Genomic DNA, 14,350 nt, shown 5'->3' with positions numbered 1-14,350 from the left:
GCACTGCTCATCGGTGCCGAAGCCCCTGCCGCCGCGACCCACAGCACCGCACGCAAGCCGCCCCCACCTCACCACGTCGGCCGCGCCGACACCCCTCCGTCGACCACCAGGTCGTGTCCCGACACCCAGGACGCCAGCCGGGAGGCCAGAAACACGCAGGCGTCACCCACGTCCTCCGGTTGGCCGAGGCGGCCGAGCGGGGCCGCGGTTCGCCAGCGCCGGACGCCCTCCGGCCAGGCGTCCGCCAGGCCCTCGCGGTCGATGAGGCCGGGGGAGACCGTGTTGACGCGGATGCCGTACGCGCCGTACTCCAGGGCCGCCGAGCGCGCGTGCATCACGACGGCGGCCTTGGCGGCGCCGTAGTGGGCGTGCAGTGGCGCCGGCCGGCGGGCCTCGATCGAGGCGATGTGGGTCACGGAACCTCCGGCGCCGCGCTCCCGCATGGCCTCCGCGGCGGCCTGCGTGCACGCGAAGACGCTCGACAGGTTGGCGTCCACGACCGCCCGCCACTCGGCCGCCGTCATCCCGGGCAGCGCCCGGGTCGGCTGCACACCCGCGTTGTTGACCAGCGCGGTCAGCCCGCCGCCCCACTCGGCCGCCTCGCCGACCACCCGTCGGCACGCGTCCTCGTCGGTGAGGTCGCCCTGCAGTACGACGGCCCGCCGGCCCAGCTCCTCGATCCGTGCGACCACCGCCCGCGCCGCCTCCACCGCCGTACGACAGTGGACGGCGACCGCCGCGCCCTCCTCGGCGAAGCGCAGCGCGATGCCCCGGCCGATACCCCCGCTCGCGCCCGTGACCAGGGCGGCCTGTCCCTCCAGCAGCTTCATGGACGGCACAGTTCCGCAATCCGGTCCGCCTCGGCCGGATACCGCGCCGTGAGCTCGGCCGCATCGCCGTGCTCGTAGCCCTCGTAGGTGAACCCGGGCGCCATCGTGCACCCGAAGAACGTCCACGCCCCGCCCGCGGCGACCCGCCCGCCCATCCAGGTGCCGGCCGGCACGGTCGTCTGGGGCTGCTGGCCGCCCAGTACGTCCGGTCCGAGCAGCACCGTCCTGGACGTCCCGTCCGGGGCGAGGAGCAGCAGCTCCAGCGGATCGCCCAGGTAGAAGTGCCAGATCTCGTCGGTGGGCAGGCGGTGCAGGGCCGAGTGGTCGTCGGCCGTCAGCAGGGCGACGATCGCGGTCCCCTCCGGCCGTCCGTCGGCGCGCTCGGGGCCCGCCCACGTCTGGCGGAACAGGCCGCCCTCGCGCGGGATCGGTTCCAGTCCGTAGTACGCGACGAGGTCCTCAGGAGTCATTCGGGGAGGCTACCGCCCGCCGCGGGAGGGCCAGTTGGGCCTTCTTCCCGGGCAGCCTGGCCACTTGGTCGCGGGTGAGGCCGCGGCAGCGGGCCGGATCCCGAAGGGGCGAGGCGGTGGGCCCCATGGGTGACGCAACTCCTCGGCGCGCGGCAGGTGTTCGAGGGCAACGCCGATGCGCTGGTGGCGTACGACCGCGCCGCGCGGACGGCCGCGTCGGTGCTGCTCGCGTCCATGCGGCGGTCCCAGTGCGGGGCCTCGGGCCCGGGGAAGGACACCGCGATGCCCTGCGCGCGGTGCCGCCCGCCTCCGCGCCGGAATCGTACGCGCGGCGTGAAAGCGGCATGATCGGAGGCATGGACGTCACCCTGCACCTCGCCCAGGACCCCAAGGCCGACGAGCTCCTCGGACGCTCCCCGCTCGCCGCCCTCGTCGGGATGCTGCTGGACCAGCAGGTCCCGATGGAGTGGGCGTTCAAGGGGCCCCGCACGATCGCGGACCGGCTCGGCGCCGACGACCTGGACGCGCACGAGATCGCCGTCATGGACCCGGACGCCTTCGCCGCGCTGCTGTCCGAGAAGCCGGCCGTGCACCGCTACCCGGGCTCCATGGCCAAGCGCGTCCAGCAGCTGTGCCAGTACCTCGTCGAGCACTACGACGGCAACGCCGAGCTCGTCTGGCAGGGCGTGACCGACGGGCGCGAGCTGCTCAAGCGCCTCCAGGAGCTGCCCGGCTTCGGCAAGCAGAAGGCGCAGATCTTCCTGGCCCTGCTGGGCAAGCAGCTCGGCGTACGGCCCAAGGGCTGGCGGGAGGCCGCGGGTGGATACGGCGAGGCGAACTGCCACCGTTCCGTCGCCGACATCGAGGGACCCGAGTCGCTGGCCAAGGTCCGGGCGCACAAGCAGGAGATGAAGGCGGCCGCGAAGGCCGCGAAGGCCGCCGGGAAATAGCCGTCAGCCGAGCGGCTCCCAGAGGTGGCGCGCCGCCCGCGGCCGGTCCAAGCATGGACCATGACCGAGCCATCGAGCACCTCCCCCGCGGGCCCGCAGTACGATGACCGCAAGGTCCACGCCGCCGGACGCGAGAAGGGTCCGCATGAGCCGGAGCCCCCCTTCGAAGGCCCCCTGCACGCCCTCTCCCGCGCCGCCTGGCAGGTCGTCCTGCTCACCGGCGTCGCCTCCCTGGTCCTCGGCCTGCTGGTCCTGGTCTGGCCGGGCGCCTCCCTGCTCGCGGCCGGCGTCCTCTTCGGTGTCTACCTCCTGATCAGCGGCATCTTCCAGCTGGTCGCCGCGTTCGGCACGCACCGGACGACGGCCCTGCGCGTCCTGGCCTTCATCAGCGGTTCCCTGTCGATCCTGCTGGGCCTGTTCTGTCTGCGCGGCCCGATGCGGTCGATCCTGCTGCTGGCCCTGTGGATCGGCATCGGCTGGCTCGTCCGCGGGATCACCCAGACCCTGGCCGCCGCCTCCGACAGCACCATGCCGGCCCGCGGCTGGCAGATCTTCCTCGGGATCGTCACCTTCCTCGGCGGGATCGTGCTGATCGACTCGCCCTTGCATTCGGTCGCCGTGCTCACCCTGCTCGGCGGCATCTGGCTGGTCGCGGTCGGCGTGGTCGAGATCGTCACCGCGCTCCGTATCCGGGGCCGGGCCCAGCAACTGCCGCGCACCCTTTAGGCCGTACCGGGTCCCCCGAACGGGCGGTTCTCGGCCCCGACATACCGAAGGCGGGCCAAAGCGTGGGCAAATGACCTCTCGTGAGCACCGTACGAAGCCTCTCCCGCGGCCATGCCTGGCTGCGGACGCTCGTCCTGCTGCTCGCCCTGCTGGTCCCGGGCGCCCATGCGGAGGTGCATGCGGCACCGCCCTCCGCCACGGAGATCGTGGAGTACGACGCCCTGGACGCGGCCGTGCGGCCACCGGCCGACGCCCTGCACCGCACCGTCGTGGCCCTGCGCCCCGCCCCGCTCCAGGCCCCGCCCCTCGACACCCCGGCGGACCGCCCCCTTCCCGCGCCGCCCCGGCCGCCGCACGCCCTGCACGCCCTGCGCTCCGTGGTCCTGCGCTGCTGACAGACCCCGGCCCCCCGGAAACGTCAGTCACCACGCAAGGAACCAAGGAACACAGCCATGCCCATCGACCCGTACGCGGTCCTGCGCGCCCTGCTGCGCGCCGAAGCCGCACGCAACGCACCGAAGCAGAACCTGAAGAAGCCGGAACCCGAGCAGCCCCCGAAGGAACGGGACCGCTGAATCCGCCGGCGGAGGCGGATGTTCTCCCTGAACCACCGCCTCCGCCGGGCCGACGCTCGCCGCCCACAGCCTGTGCGTAACACCCGAACGGATCCTTTGCCCCGATTTGTAACTTCTTTTCGGTCCCCGCACTGCGTCGCCATGGCTGCGCCCGGAAGGTCTTGACCGGTAGGCTTTCCGTGTGATCTTCAAGCGCATCGGAAACGGCCGGCCGTACCCCGACCACGGCCGGGAAAGCACCCGGCAGTGGGCGGACGTCGCGCCGCGCCCGGTCCGCCTCGATCAGCTCGTCACCACCAAGGGACAGCTCGACCTGGAGACCCTCCTGGCCGAGGACTCGACCTTCTACGGCGACCTGTTCGCACACGTCGTCAAGTGGCAGGGCGACCTGTATCTCGAGGACGGCCTCCACCGCGCGGTGCGGGCCGCGCTGCAGCAGCGCCAGGTGCTGCACGCGCGCGTGCTCGAACTCGACTGACGCACAGCCCGAAGGCCTGCCGGTGACGGCTTGGCCCTTTCGGGTTCACCTGTGCGGCCTCGAATGATCATCTAGTAGGCATCGCCGCCCGGGCGCACTACGCTGCGCTCATGAGCATGCTGACTCCGCCGGGCATGGGTGGTAAGTACCGGATCACGGGGGACAAATACCCGCGGATGCGCAGGCGCCGGCGCGGCAGGCTCGGAGTCGCCCTGGTGGCCTCCGTCGCCGCGCTCGGCCTGGTCGGCTGGGGCACTCTGCAGCTCATCGACCTCTTCACCGGCGGCGGCGAGAAGGCCTCGGCGGCCGGCCCCAAGGCGGACTGCGCGACCAAGGCGAGCCCGTCGGCCGACACCAAGAAGGCCGCCGTGCCCAAGCCCGGCACGATCACCGTCAACGTCTACAACGCCACGGACCGCAGCGGTCTGGCCAAGAACACGGCGGACGAGTTGAAGCTGCGCGGCTTCAAGATCGGCGATGTGGGCAACGCGTCCAAGGAGTTCGACAAGAAGGTCAAGGGCACCGGCATACTGCTCGGCGCCCCGTCCGCCCTGAACAGCTCGCTGCCGGTGCTCGCCACGCAGCTCGCCGGCGCCGAGAAGCGGGCCGACACCCGCAAGGGCACCGCCGTCGACCTGATCCTCGGCACGGCCTTCAAGGACCTCACGAGCAAGGCGGACGCCGACAAGGCACTGGCGGCACTGGCGAACCCGCAGCCGACGCCAACATCTTCAACGAAGCGCTGCTAAAACGCGCCTCAGGGGCGCGGGGCTGTGTCGATTTGCGGCTCCGCCGCGTGGGCGCGACCAGCCACAACGAACCAGCAGTCGCCAGACATCCGCACCCCTACGGCGAAAAGGCGAAGCCCTATTCAGCAGCGCCGTAGAGGCGATCCCCCGCGTCCCCGAGCCCCGGCACGATGTACCCGTGCTCATTGAGCCGCTCATCAACAGCGGCCGTCACCACCGTCACCGGCGTACCCGCCAACTCCCGCTCCATGAGCTCGACCCCCTCGGGGGCCGCAAGCAGCACCACGGCGGTCACATCATCGGCCCCGCGCTTGATCAGCTCCTGGATCGCCGCGACCAAGGTGCCGCCGGTGGCCAGCATCGGGTCCAGGACGTACACCTGACGCCCGGAGAGGTCCTCGGGCATACGCGAGGCGTAGGTCGACGCCTGCAGCGTCTCCTCGTTGCGGATCATGCCGAGGAAGCCCACCTCGGCCGTCGGCAGCAGCCGGACCATGCCGTCGAGCATGCCGAGCCCGGCCCGCAGGATCGGCACCACCAGGGGGCGCGGGCGGGCGAGCTTGACGCCGGTGGTCGAGGAGACCGGCGTCGTGATGTCGACCTGTTCGGTGCGCACGTCGCGCGTGGCCTCGTAGGCGAGCAGGGTGACCAGCTCGTCGGCGAGACGGCGGAAGGTCGCGGAGTCGGTGCGCTGGTCGCGCAGCGTGGTGAGCTTGTGGGCGACCAGGGGGTGGTCGACGACGTGGAGACGCATGCCCTAACAGTAACCGCGCCTCAGTGAGGGCTGCGCTGGCATCAAACCGCCCAACAGAGGGAAAGTGGGAGGACGTACCGGGGGGTGGTGTGCCTATGCCTGACCTGCCTGAGCGTGAAACCCGTCAGGACTCGCCGTCGGCCGAGACCGACGCCGAGCGCCGGCGCCGCAGGGCCCAGTTCCTGCGCGACCTCGCCGAAGCCCGTGAGCTGCGGGACCGTGTGCAGCCCAGACGGGCCAAGACCGCACGGCTGCGCCACGCCATGCGCATGCGCACCTTCCGCTGGTAGCTCGGGGGTCCGACTCGGGACGCGCCTGAGGGCAACCCGTTGCGTGCACAAGCCGATCGCCGCGTACGATCCCGCTCGTGGCCGATCGAAGACGGCAGACACAGGGTGCCGAAGACGTCCCCTGAACGCCTTGTTTCTGCCACGATTCCGAGTGGGTGGGGCTCGGAGCACAGCTCTCCCCGCCCTGAGCCCCGCCGGGGGGACCTCCAACCGGCACGCCTAAGACCAGTGGGAGAGTCACGGTGTACTTCGCCGCACTGCTCGCGCGCACCGAAGACGGGTGGGAAGCGAGCGACACAGAGCTCGACGATGTGGAAACCCTGTCGGATCTCGCCGATCTCGCCCGGGAGGCCTCGACCGAGGACGACACGGTGCTCATCCTGATCGAGCAGGAAGAAACCTGGTTCGGCGTCGTCCGCGTCGACGGCGAGGACGACCCTCGTATCTACGTCTCGGACGCCGCCGCCGCTGCCCGCAGCAGCTACGGCGAGATCCTGCTCACCGACGAACTGCTCGGAAGGGAGCCCGGCGACGACGACGCCGACCTGGACTCTCTCGACCTCGACGGCACAGAGGACGGTGAGGACGCGGACGAGGACGACGGCGACGAGGACACGCCGTCCGCCGAGTCCGTGCCGCACAGCCCCGTCGGCGACGCCGAGATCCTCGACGACCTCGGTGTCAGCGCCAAGGAGCTGCGCACCCTCGATGAGGACGCCCTGAACACGATCGCCGAGGCCCTGGGCGCCTCGGAGGTCCTGGAGACCGTCCGCTGACCGCTGCAGCGACCCAAGGAGGCACCCCCGACCCGGTACGCGACCGCTGGCGGGCCGCGATGCGGCTCGCCCTGGACGAGGCCGGGCGGGCCGGCGCCGACGTGCCCGTGGGCGCCGTCGTACTGGCCTCGGACGGTACGACCGTGCTCGGCGCCGGACACAACGAACGCGAGGCCACCGGCGATCCGACGGCGCACGCCGAGATCCTCGCGATCCGCCGGGCCGCGGCCGACCTCGGGGAGTGGCGGCTGTCCGGCTGCACTCTCGTCGTCACGCTGGAGCCCTGCACGATGTGCGCGGGCGCGCTCGTGCAGTCCCGCGTGGACCGGGTGGTCTACGGCGCCCGCGACGAGAAGGCCGGCGCGGCCGGCTCCCTCTGGGACGTCGTACGCGACCGCAGGCTCAACCACCGCCCCGAGGTGATCGAGGGCGTACTCGCCGAGGACTGCGCCCGGATCCTCACCGAATTCTTCCGCTCCCGCTGACGGCCGGCCCCCTGCACACCGACCGCCGAATACCGATTTCAGAGCACTGCCCGGCGTGCTGTAAGGTCTCCCTCGGTAGCGTGTCCGAGCGGCCGAAGGAGCTCGCCTCGAAAGCGAGTGTGGCGCAAGTCACCGAGGGTTCAAATCCCTCCGCTACCGCTTTGGGAAGGGCCCCGTCGAGAGACGGGGCCCTTCGTGCGATCATGTGCGGTCGTGGGGCAACAGTGACTGGGGAGGCCGCAATGGCGGTGAATGCCAAGAAGATCGCCGTCTATGTGCTCGTGGTCTTCGCGCTGTACGTCATCATCACGGACCCGGCCAAGGCGGCCAGTTACGTCCAGATAGGGTTCGAGGGCATATCGGACGCCGCCAAGGCCATAGGAGACTTCTTCACCTGGCTCGCCAACGGCGCCCACTAGGCCGCAGCTAGGAGCGCACATGATCCGCCATCTCGTCCTGTTCAAGCTCGACGAGGGCGTCGAGCGCGACGACCCGCGCGTCCTGGAGGGCGTCGACGCCTTCCGGTCGCTGGACGGGAAGATCCCCGAGATCCGCTACTGGGAGCTGGGCTGGAACATCAGCGACCGCCCCATCGCGTACGACTTCGCCATCAACTCCGGCTTCGACGACGCGGCCGCGCTGCGCCGCTATGTCGAGCACCCGGAGCACCAGGCGGGAGTGACGCTGTGGAAGGAGTTCTCCACCTGGGTGATCGCCGACTACGAGTACTGAGCCGGACCCCGCTGGGCCCTGCGCCGGGAAGGCGCAGGGCCTTTATGCGTATTGAGACCCATTTGATCCCAACTTGCCCTCAACACGGCGTTATGCGGTGCTTGCACACAGTGCACATCTCTTGTGATGCTATGACCGCTTTTGCCGAATCCGTTGATCGATTGTGAGGTGGAGTTGACCGTGCCGGCCAGTACTGCGCCTCAAGCACCGCCCCTGGAGGCCCCCGAAGCCCCCACGGAGCCCGCACCGCCGCGCAGCCGCGGTGCCGACACCCGGGCTCTCACCCAGGTGCTCTTCGGCGAGCTCAAGGGGCTCGGGCCCGGCACGCCGGAGCACAACCGGGTGCGATCGGCGCTCATCGAGGCCAACCTCCCGCTCGTGCGCTACGCGGCTGCCCGCTTCCGCTCCCGCAACGAACCGATGGAGGACGTGATCCAGGTCGGCACCATCGGGCTCATCAACGCGATCGACCGCTTCGACCCGGACCGGGGCGTGCAGTTCCCGACCTTCGCGATGCCGACCGTCGTCGGCGAGATCAAGCGCTACTTCCGGGACAACGTCCGCACGGTCCACGTCCCGCGCCGACTGCACGAGCTGTGGGTACAGGTCAACAGCGCGACCGAGGACCTGACGACCGCCTTCGGGCGCACCCCGACGACCGCCGAGATCGCCGAACGGCTGCGCATCACCGAGGATGAGGTGCTCTCCTGCATCGAGGCCGGCCGCTCGTACCACGCGACCTCCCTGGAGGCCGCCCAGGAGGGCGACGGGCTGCCGGGGCTGCTGGACCGGCTCGGCTACGAGGACCCGGCCCTGGACGGCGTCGAGCACCGCGACCTCGTCCGCCATCTCCTCGTACAACTCCCGGAACGGGAACAGAGAATCCTTCTTCTGCGGTACTACAGCAACCTCACCCAGTCGCAGATCAGTGCGGAACTCGGCGTCTCCCAGATGCATGTCTCACGGCTACTCGCGCGTAGCTTCCAGCGACTGCGATCCGCTAATCGGATCGAGGCATAAGAGGCGCACGGGCGCACACTCCGGAACACCGCAGATCGCAAACACGATCGAGGCGTAACCGGCACGAGCGAATCGCTCACCAGGGCCGTTCCCGACAGTTCTGCGCTGAAAAAGCATCAGACCCCCTTTTTCCAGGGCCGATTCGCGTCTCGCATGTCGACATGTCACTACAGCGTGTTGCCGACATGTGACATTCTTCCCCAAGCGCGTTTGCCGCGGCTTCGGCTCCGGTATTCAGGTGAAGGCTGAACTCCTCGCCAGGGGAGGCTCCGCCACGACCGTCCCGCGACCCAGAGGGGGTGGCATGTCCGCAGACCAGGGCAGCTCGAAGGTGCTCACGCTCACGAAGAGCGCGTCCGCGCCCGCCGACGCCGTGCCCGGCTCCATCGACGAGATGGCAGCCGTCGACACCGCACCGGCCCCGGCCCTTACGGCCGCTGACATCCCGGCCCCCCCGGCCTCGGATGCCATCGACACCCGCACCCTGTCCCGCTCCCTTTTCCTGCGGCTCGCCGCACTCGACGAGACCAGCCCCGAGCGCGCGTACGTCCGGGACACCCTCATCGAACTCAACCTCCCGCTGGTGCGCTACGCGGCGGCCCGCTTCCGCTCGCGCAACGAGCCGATGGAGGACATCGTCCAGGTCGGCACCATCGGCCTGATCAAGGCGATCGACCGCTTCGACTGCGAGCGGGGCGTGGAGTTCCCGACCTTCGCGATGCCGACGGTCGTCGGTGAGATCAAGCGGTTCTTCCGCGACACCTCGTGGTCGGTGCGGGTCCCGCGCCGGCTGCAGGAGCTGCGCCTGGCCCTCACCAAGGCCAGCGACGAGCTCTCCCAGAAGCTGGACCGCTCCCCGACCGTCCCGGAACTCGCCGCCGTGCTCGGCGTCTCCGAGGAGGACGTGGTCGACGGCCTCGCGGTCGGCAACGCGTACACCGCCTCCTCACTCGACTCCCCGGCACCCGAGGACGACGGCGGCGAGGGCTCCCTCGCGGACCGGCTCGGCTACGAGGACACCGCCCTGGAGGGCGTCGAGTACCGCGAGTCCCTCAAGCCGCTGCTGGCCAAGCTCCCGCCCCGGGAGCGGCAGATCATCATGCTCCGCTTCTTCGCCAACATGACCCAGTCGCAGATCGGCGAGGAGGTCGGCATCTCCCAGATGCACGTCTCCCGGCTGCTGACCCGGACGCTGGCGCAGCTGCGGGAAGGGCTCATCTCCGACTGAGCCCTTCCTTCCTGACGGAGTGTCAGCCACACTGGCGCGATGCTTCGGACGACATGGACACCTGGCCGTCGAGGCGCCGTGATCGGCGCGTCGGCGGCCGTCGTCTGCCTGGGCGCCGCGCTGGCCGCGTGTGGGGGCGGCGGGGCCGAGGGTTACGTCGCCACCGGTGCGGTGGGCGGTGCGCCTCAGGCGTCCGGTACGGCCGTGACACCGACGGGCGGGGTGACGTTCGCACCGCTGGACGGACCGCGCAGGGACGGCGGGGCCGCCCCTGCGGCCGAGGGCAACACCGGTCCGGGGAGCGGGACTTCTCCCAGCGCCCCGGCAGCAGCGCGCACAGGAGACGGCAGCCCGTCGGGCGACAGCGCCAAGTCCGGTCGTACGACGACGGATTCGCCGTCGCCGACGACAACTCCCAGCCGCACGGCACCCGCTGGGCCGGCCGTTCTCACCTGGAGCGACCCGGCCCGGAAAGCCACAGGCGAGCGCTGGTGCGAGGACGTCACGCTGGACTTCGCCAACTCCGGTGGCAACCCGGTGCGTTCCGGCAGCGTGACCTTCGGGACGCACATCATCGGGGCGCTCGGCATCGACTGGGGGGCGGTCGAGTCGACCGCCGGGCTTCCGGTGCCGATCGGTGCCGGAGCGCGGAAGGGGAAGACCTGGACGGTGTGCGTCGACGCCTGGCGCGTGCCGCTGGGCATGCACATCGAGACGCGGGACGTCACCGTCCGGTGGAAGTAGCGGCAGGCCCTACATGAGTGCCAGCCAGGCGACGGCCGCCACGACCGCCACGGCCACGACGATGCCGACGATCAGGCCGATGCGCGGTCCGGCCGGAGCGGGCGCCTGCTGCTGACGGCGGCCCTGCGGGCCCTCGTCGACGAACGCGCGGAACATCTGGGTGCTGCCTGCGGGGTCGTGGTTGCCCTGGGGGCCCTGGGGGTTAGCCATAGCCCGAGACCCTAGCGAATCACCGGTTGTGGCCCAAGTGGGGGGCTGTTCACTGCCGCAACCGCCCCCACCTGCACGTTTACACTCACAATACTTGTCTTTGCCAAGTTTTTGTACGGCATCCGGGCCATTTTGTTTGCCTGCAGCAACCAACCACTTCTATGGTTGCCCCAAGCAACGAATGCGGGAGGTGTGATGGCCGAGCGGGCGCAGTACGAGGAGCTGCTGAGGCAGTTCAGCGCCTTCGGCGCGGTGAAGCGGGAGCTGGGGCGGATCATGCCGTCCCACTGCTCCAGCGGCAGCGCCGCGGTGCTGATCCTGCTCGGACGCCACGGCGACATGCGGATGAGCAGGCTCGCCGAGCTGCTGGCCGTGGACATGTCGGTCACCAGCCGCCATGTAGCCCACCTCGCCGAGCGCGGCTGGATCGACCGGTCCCCCGACCCGGCGGACAAGCGGTCCCGGATCCTGCACCTCACACCCACGGGCCTGGCCCAGCTGGAGGCGCTGTCTGAGCGGACCACCCAGCTGCTGGCCGAGCGGCTCGCCGACTGGAGCGACGAGGAGGTCGCCCAGCTCAGCAGGCTCATGGAGCGCCTGCGGGCCAGCTTCGACGACTGCCGCGCGCTGCCGCCCCGGCTCCCGCCCCCCGCATTCGCACTCGAACCGACCACCCGTACACCCGCAAGCACTTAAGAGAAGGAAGCCCATGGCAACGACCACACCAGCCGGTGTGCGGGCTCATGCCAAGCACGGGGGAGGCTCCGCCGAGTACGCCCCGATGACGCACCGGCAGATCATGGAGGCCATCTCCGGTCTGCTGCTCGGCATGTTCGTGGCGATCCTGTCGTCCACGATCGTCACCAACGCCCTGCCGCACATCATCAGCGACCTCGGCGGCGGCCAGTCCGCCTACACCTGGGTCGTCACCGCCGCCCTGCTGTCGATGACCGCGGCCACTCCCCTGTGGGGCAAGCTCGCCGACCTGTACAGCAAGAAGGCGCTCGTCCAGATAGCCCTGGTCATCTACGTCCTGGGGTCCGCGGCCGCGGGTCTGTCCCAGAACGCCGGCATGCTGATCGCCTGCCGTGTCGTCCAGGGCATCGGCGTCGGCGGTCTGTCCGCCCTCGCCCAGATCGTCATGGCCGCGATGATCTCCCCGCGCGAGCGCGGCCGTTACTCCGGCTACCTCGGCGCGACCTTCGCCGTCGCCACCGTCGGCGGCCCGCTGCTCGGCGGCGTCATCACCGACACCAGCTGGCTCGGCTGGCGCTGGTGCTTCTACGTCGGTGTCCCCTTCGCCGTCCTCGCGCTGATCGTGCTGCAGAAGACGCTGCACCTGCCGGTCGTGAAGCGGGACGTGAAGGTCGACTGGGCCGGCGCGTTCTTCATCGCCGCGGCCGTCTCGCTGCTGCTGGTCTGGGTCACCTTCGCCGGTGACAAGTACGACTGGATCTCCTGGCAGACGTACGCGATGGTCGGCGGTTCGATCGTCCTCGGTCTGGTCTTCGTGCTCGTCGAGTCGAAGGCGAGCGAGCCGATCATCCCGCTGCGCCTGTTCCGCAACCGCACCATCACGCTCGCGTCGCTGGCCTCGCTGTTCGTCGGTGTCGCGATGTTCACCGGCACGGTCTTCTTCAGCCAGTACTTCCAGCTGGCCCGCGACAAGTCCCCGACGATGTCGGGCGTCATGACCATCCCGATGATCGGCGGGCTGTTCATCTCCTCCACCGTCTCCGGTCAGTTCATCACCCGCACCGGCCGCTGGAAGGCCTGGCTGGTCAGCGGTGGCGTGCTGGTGACGGCGGGCCTCGGTCTGCTCGGCACCATCCGCTACGACACGGCGTACTGGAAGATGTCGATCTTCATGGCGCTGCTGGGCCTCGGCATCGGCATGATGATGCAGAACCTGGTGCTGTGCACCCAGAACCAGGTCGACCCGAGCGACCTCGGCTCCGCCAGCTCCACGGTCACCTTCTTCCGCTCGCTCGGCGGTGCGGTCGGCGTGTCCGCGCTGGGCGCGGTGATGTCCCACCGGATCACGCACTACGTCAAGGACGGCATCGCCGCCCTCGACCCGCAGTACCGCGCCGCGCTGGCCGGTTCCAGCTCCTCCACCGACAGCATCCCGGACCTGAGCAAGCTCCCGGCGCCGCTGCGCACCCTCATGGAGAGCTCCTACGGCCACGGCATCGCCGATGTCTTCCTGATCGCCGGCGCCCTCGCGGCCGTCGCGTTCCTGATCGCCCTGTTCATCAAGGAGGTCCCGCTGAAGACCAAGGGCGCGCTGGCGCAGGCCGCTGCCGCGGACGGGACGCCCGCCGAGCCGGGGGCCGCTCCGGCCGCCGTCGAGGCCCCGGCCGCGGTTGCGGCTCCAATCGCGGCTGCGGCTCCGGTCGCCGAGAAGGTCCCGAGCTGGGCCGTCTCCGACACCGAGGTCGCCGCCGACGGCACGCAGCGGCTGGCCGCCGTGGCCACCCTCGCCCGGCCCGAGGAGTCCGCCGGTTCCGGCGGGATCCCGGTGCGCGGATTCGTCCGCGGCAACGAGGGCGCGCCCGTGCCGCAGGCCGCCGTCACGCTGATCTCGCTGGCGGGCCGGCAGCTGGGCCGGTCGGTCGCGCAGGCCGACGGCTCCTACGCCGTCGAGGCGCCGAGCGTGGGCAGTTACGTCCTGATCGCCGCCGCCGACGGTTTCCAGCCGCAGGCGTCCACGGTCGTGGTGAACGGTGAGCCTGTCTCGTACGACATCCTGCTCAGCGGCACCAGCGGGCTGAGCGGTGTGGTGCGGGCCGCCGAGACCACGCTGCCCGTCAAGGACGCGATGGTCATCGTGACCGATGTCCGCGGGGAGCTGCTGGCCACCGCCGCCACCGGTGAGCAGGGCGAGTTCTCCCTCGCCGAGCTGGTGCCCGGGACGGTGACCGTCGCGGTGAACGCCGCCGGATACCGGCCGCGCGCCCTGCCCGTGGAGGTGGGCGGCACCGGAGTCACCCGTATCGAGATCGACCTCGACTCGGGCGCCCAGCTCCAGGGCGTGGTCCGCGCCCCGCACGGTCCGCTGGCCGACGCCCGGGTCACCCTGGTCGACGCGGCGGGCAACGTGGTCGGAACGGCCACCACCGGCACGGACGGGGCCTACGCCTTCACCGACCTGAACGGCGGCGACTACACGGTCATCGCCACGGGCTACCCGCCGGTCGCGACCGCCCTGACGGTGAACGGCCGCGGAGTCGACGACCACGACATCGAACTGGCCCATCCGGGCGAGTAGTTCGGTACTCCGGCCCGTGGCGGACGGCGTGCGCGCTCTGAGCGGAGGTGCGCGCCCGGCGC

General features: G+C 70.6%; 20 protein-coding genes and 1 tRNA gene. 17 read left to right on the top strand and 4 right to left on the bottom strand.

Translation table 11 applies throughout. The features are described from left to right. Positions 1-68 precede the first annotated feature (68 nt). Positions 69-830: an SDR family NAD(P)-dependent oxidoreductase gene (locus ACWCRD_RS36455; protein ID WP_450969999.1), complete on the bottom strand. Its 762-nt coding sequence runs from the start codon at positions 828-830 to the stop codon at positions 69-71. Then, entirely contained in the window at positions 827-1,300 is a 474-nt protein-coding gene (locus ACWCRD_RS36450) for a cupin domain-containing protein (RefSeq protein WP_450969998.1), read from the bottom strand. The genes ACWCRD_RS36455 and ACWCRD_RS36450 overlap by 4 nt, the downstream gene beginning before the upstream one ends. Positions 1,301-1,656: 356 nt before the next feature. Here ACWCRD_RS36450 and ACWCRD_RS36445 point away from each other — a divergent pair, with 356 nt between their 5' ends. The 6 genes from ACWCRD_RS36445 to ACWCRD_RS36420 all read left to right on the top strand — a co-directional run bounded on the left by ACWCRD_RS36445 (position 1,657) and on the right by ACWCRD_RS36420 (position 4,778). Next, on the top strand, positions 1,657-2,250 hold the full coding sequence (locus ACWCRD_RS36445; RefSeq protein WP_450969997.1) for an HhH-GPD-type base excision DNA repair protein: 594 nt from the start codon (positions 1,657-1,659) through the stop codon (positions 2,248-2,250). A 60-nt stretch (positions 2,251-2,310) separates the two neighbouring features. Further along, complete coding sequence (locus tag ACWCRD_RS36440) at positions 2,311-2,976, top strand: HdeD family acid-resistance protein (RefSeq protein ID WP_450969996.1); 666 nt, start codon at positions 2,311-2,313, stop codon at positions 2,974-2,976. A gap of 80 nt (positions 2,977-3,056) precedes the next feature. Then, on the top strand, positions 3,057-3,371 hold the full coding sequence (locus ACWCRD_RS36435) for a hypothetical protein (protein ID WP_450969995.1): 315 nt from the start codon (positions 3,057-3,059) through the stop codon (positions 3,369-3,371). Between the two features lie 57 nt (positions 3,372-3,428). Continuing rightward, a complete protein-coding gene (locus tag ACWCRD_RS36430) occupies positions 3,429-3,551 on the top strand; it encodes a hypothetical protein (RefSeq protein WP_450969994.1) in 123 nt (40 codons plus the stop codon). Between the two features lie 181 nt (positions 3,552-3,732). Next, positions 3,733-4,029 (top strand): type II toxin-antitoxin system VapB family antitoxin, encoded by a 297-nt coding sequence (locus ACWCRD_RS36425; RefSeq protein ID WP_003999914.1) that lies wholly within the window; start codon positions 3,733-3,735, stop codon positions 4,027-4,029. 110 nt (positions 4,030-4,139) lie between these two features. Then, the gene (locus ACWCRD_RS36420) at positions 4,140-4,778 is read left to right on the top strand and encodes a LytR C-terminal domain-containing protein (RefSeq protein WP_450969993.1); all 639 of its coding nucleotides are present in this window, start codon (positions 4,140-4,142) and stop codon (positions 4,776-4,778) included. 118 nt (positions 4,779-4,896) lie between these two features. Here ACWCRD_RS36420 and upp read toward each other — a convergent pair whose 3' ends face one another. Beyond that, the gene (gene upp, locus ACWCRD_RS36415) at positions 4,897-5,532 is read right to left on the bottom strand and encodes a uracil phosphoribosyltransferase (protein ID WP_030938597.1); all 636 of its coding nucleotides are present in this window, start codon (positions 5,530-5,532) and stop codon (positions 4,897-4,899) included. Between the two features lie 95 nt (positions 5,533-5,627). Between upp and ACWCRD_RS36410 the strand changes: the two genes are divergently transcribed. The 9 genes from ACWCRD_RS36410 (at position 5,628) to ACWCRD_RS36370 (ending at position 10,807) form a co-directional block, all read left to right on the top strand. Continuing rightward, entirely contained in the window at positions 5,628-5,822 is a 195-nt protein-coding gene (locus ACWCRD_RS36410) for a hypothetical protein (RefSeq protein WP_030938598.1), read from the top strand. Between the two features lie 242 nt (positions 5,823-6,064). Next, entirely contained in the window at positions 6,065-6,598 is a 534-nt protein-coding gene (locus ACWCRD_RS36405) for a tRNA adenosine deaminase-associated protein (RefSeq protein ID WP_450969992.1), read from the top strand. Positions 6,599-6,657: 59 nt separating this feature from the next. Then, positions 6,658-7,083: a tRNA adenosine(34) deaminase TadA gene (tadA, locus tag ACWCRD_RS36400; RefSeq protein ID WP_099934251.1), complete on the top strand. Its 426-nt coding sequence runs from the start codon at positions 6,658-6,660 to the stop codon at positions 7,081-7,083. 74 nt (positions 7,084-7,157) lie between these two features. Then, positions 7,158-7,242: transfer RNA gene (locus ACWCRD_RS36395), tRNA-Ser, on the top strand. Between the two features lie 83 nt (positions 7,243-7,325). Further along, positions 7,326-7,502: a hypothetical protein gene (locus ACWCRD_RS36390; RefSeq protein ID WP_181922395.1), complete on the top strand. Its 177-nt coding sequence runs from the start codon at positions 7,326-7,328 to the stop codon at positions 7,500-7,502. Between the two features lie 19 nt (positions 7,503-7,521). Then, the gene (locus ACWCRD_RS36385; RefSeq protein WP_450969991.1) at positions 7,522-7,815 is read left to right on the top strand and encodes a Dabb family protein; all 294 of its coding nucleotides are present in this window, start codon (positions 7,522-7,524) and stop codon (positions 7,813-7,815) included. Positions 7,816-7,995: 180 nt separating this feature from the next. After that, positions 7,996-8,835: an RNA polymerase sigma factor SigF gene (locus tag ACWCRD_RS36380; RefSeq protein WP_450969990.1), complete on the top strand. Its 840-nt coding sequence runs from the start codon at positions 7,996-7,998 to the stop codon at positions 8,833-8,835. 304 nt (positions 8,836-9,139) lie between these two features. After that, on the top strand, positions 9,140-10,063 hold the full coding sequence (locus ACWCRD_RS36375) for an RNA polymerase sigma factor SigF (RefSeq protein ID WP_389073117.1): 924 nt from the start codon (positions 9,140-9,142) through the stop codon (positions 10,061-10,063). A 39-nt stretch (positions 10,064-10,102) separates the two neighbouring features. After that, a complete protein-coding gene (locus ACWCRD_RS36370) occupies positions 10,103-10,807 on the top strand; it encodes a hypothetical protein (RefSeq protein ID WP_450969989.1) in 705 nt (234 codons plus the stop codon). Between the two features lie 9 nt (positions 10,808-10,816). Here the strand turns inward: ACWCRD_RS36370 and ACWCRD_RS36365 are convergent, their stop codons facing one another. After that, positions 10,817-11,017 (bottom strand): hypothetical protein, encoded by a 201-nt coding sequence (locus ACWCRD_RS36365; RefSeq protein ID WP_450969988.1) that lies wholly within the window; start codon positions 11,015-11,017, stop codon positions 10,817-10,819. Between the two features lie 195 nt (positions 11,018-11,212). On the opposite strand from ACWCRD_RS36365, the gene ACWCRD_RS36360 reads away from it, so the two are divergent. Further along, positions 11,213-11,713 carry a MarR family winged helix-turn-helix transcriptional regulator gene (locus ACWCRD_RS36360; protein WP_450969987.1) on the top strand — a complete coding sequence of 167 codons (501 nt, stop codon included), beginning with the start codon at positions 11,213-11,215 and terminating at the stop codon, positions 11,711-11,713. A gap of 13 nt (positions 11,714-11,726) precedes the next feature. Next, positions 11,727-14,288, top strand: coding sequence for an MFS transporter (locus ACWCRD_RS36355; RefSeq protein ID WP_450969986.1), 2,562 nt, complete (start codon positions 11,727-11,729; stop codon positions 14,286-14,288). Positions 14,289-14,350: the final 62 nt, after the last annotated feature.

It is taken from the genome of Streptomyces sp. NPDC002092 (assembly GCF_053593775.1).
Note: the sequence above shows the minus strand (reverse complement) of the source record. Positions and strands in the feature narration are given on the sequence as shown.

Bases quoted from the DNA above. Each gene is read 5' to 3' on its own strand.
- ACWCRD_RS36455 (WP_450969999.1), bottom strand. From the start codon at position 830: ATGAAGCTGCTGGAGGGACAGGCCGCCCTGGTCACGGGCGCGAGCGGG.
- ACWCRD_RS36450 (WP_450969998.1), bottom strand. From the start codon at position 1,300: ATGACTCCTGAGGACCTCGTCGCGTACTACGGACTGGAACCGATCCCG.
- ACWCRD_RS36445 (WP_450969997.1), top strand. From the start codon at position 1,657: ATGGACGTCACCCTGCACCTCGCCCAGGACCCCAAGGCCGACGAGCTC.
- ACWCRD_RS36440 (WP_450969996.1), top strand. From the start codon at position 2,311: ATGACCGAGCCATCGAGCACCTCCCCCGCGGGCCCGCAGTACGATGAC.
- ACWCRD_RS36430 (WP_450969994.1), top strand. From the start codon at position 3,429: ATGCCCATCGACCCGTACGCGGTCCTGCGCGCCCTGCTGCGCGCCGAA.
- ACWCRD_RS36420 (WP_450969993.1), top strand. From the start codon at position 4,140: ATGAGCATGCTGACTCCGCCGGGCATGGGTGGTAAGTACCGGATCACG.
- upp (WP_030938597.1), bottom strand. From the start codon at position 5,532: ATGCGTCTCCACGTCGTCGACCACCCCCTGGTCGCCCACAAGCTCACC.
- ACWCRD_RS36410 (WP_030938598.1), top strand. From the start codon at position 5,628: ATGCCTGACCTGCCTGAGCGTGAAACCCGTCAGGACTCGCCGTCGGCC.
- tadA (WP_099934251.1), top strand. From the start codon at position 6,658: ATGCGGCTCGCCCTGGACGAGGCCGGGCGGGCCGGCGCCGACGTGCCC.
- ACWCRD_RS36390 (WP_181922395.1), top strand. From the start codon at position 7,326: ATGGCGGTGAATGCCAAGAAGATCGCCGTCTATGTGCTCGTGGTCTTC.
- ACWCRD_RS36385 (WP_450969991.1), top strand. From the start codon at position 7,522: ATGATCCGCCATCTCGTCCTGTTCAAGCTCGACGAGGGCGTCGAGCGC.
- ACWCRD_RS36375 (WP_389073117.1), top strand. From the start codon at position 9,140: ATGTCCGCAGACCAGGGCAGCTCGAAGGTGCTCACGCTCACGAAGAGC.
- ACWCRD_RS36370 (WP_450969989.1), top strand. From the start codon at position 10,103: ATGCTTCGGACGACATGGACACCTGGCCGTCGAGGCGCCGTGATCGGC.
- ACWCRD_RS36365 (WP_450969988.1), bottom strand. From the start codon at position 11,017: ATGGCTAACCCCCAGGGCCCCCAGGGCAACCACGACCCCGCAGGCAGC.
- ACWCRD_RS36360 (WP_450969987.1), top strand. From the start codon at position 11,213: ATGGCCGAGCGGGCGCAGTACGAGGAGCTGCTGAGGCAGTTCAGCGCC.
- ACWCRD_RS36355 (WP_450969986.1), top strand. From the start codon at position 11,727: ATGGCAACGACCACACCAGCCGGTGTGCGGGCTCATGCCAAGCACGGG.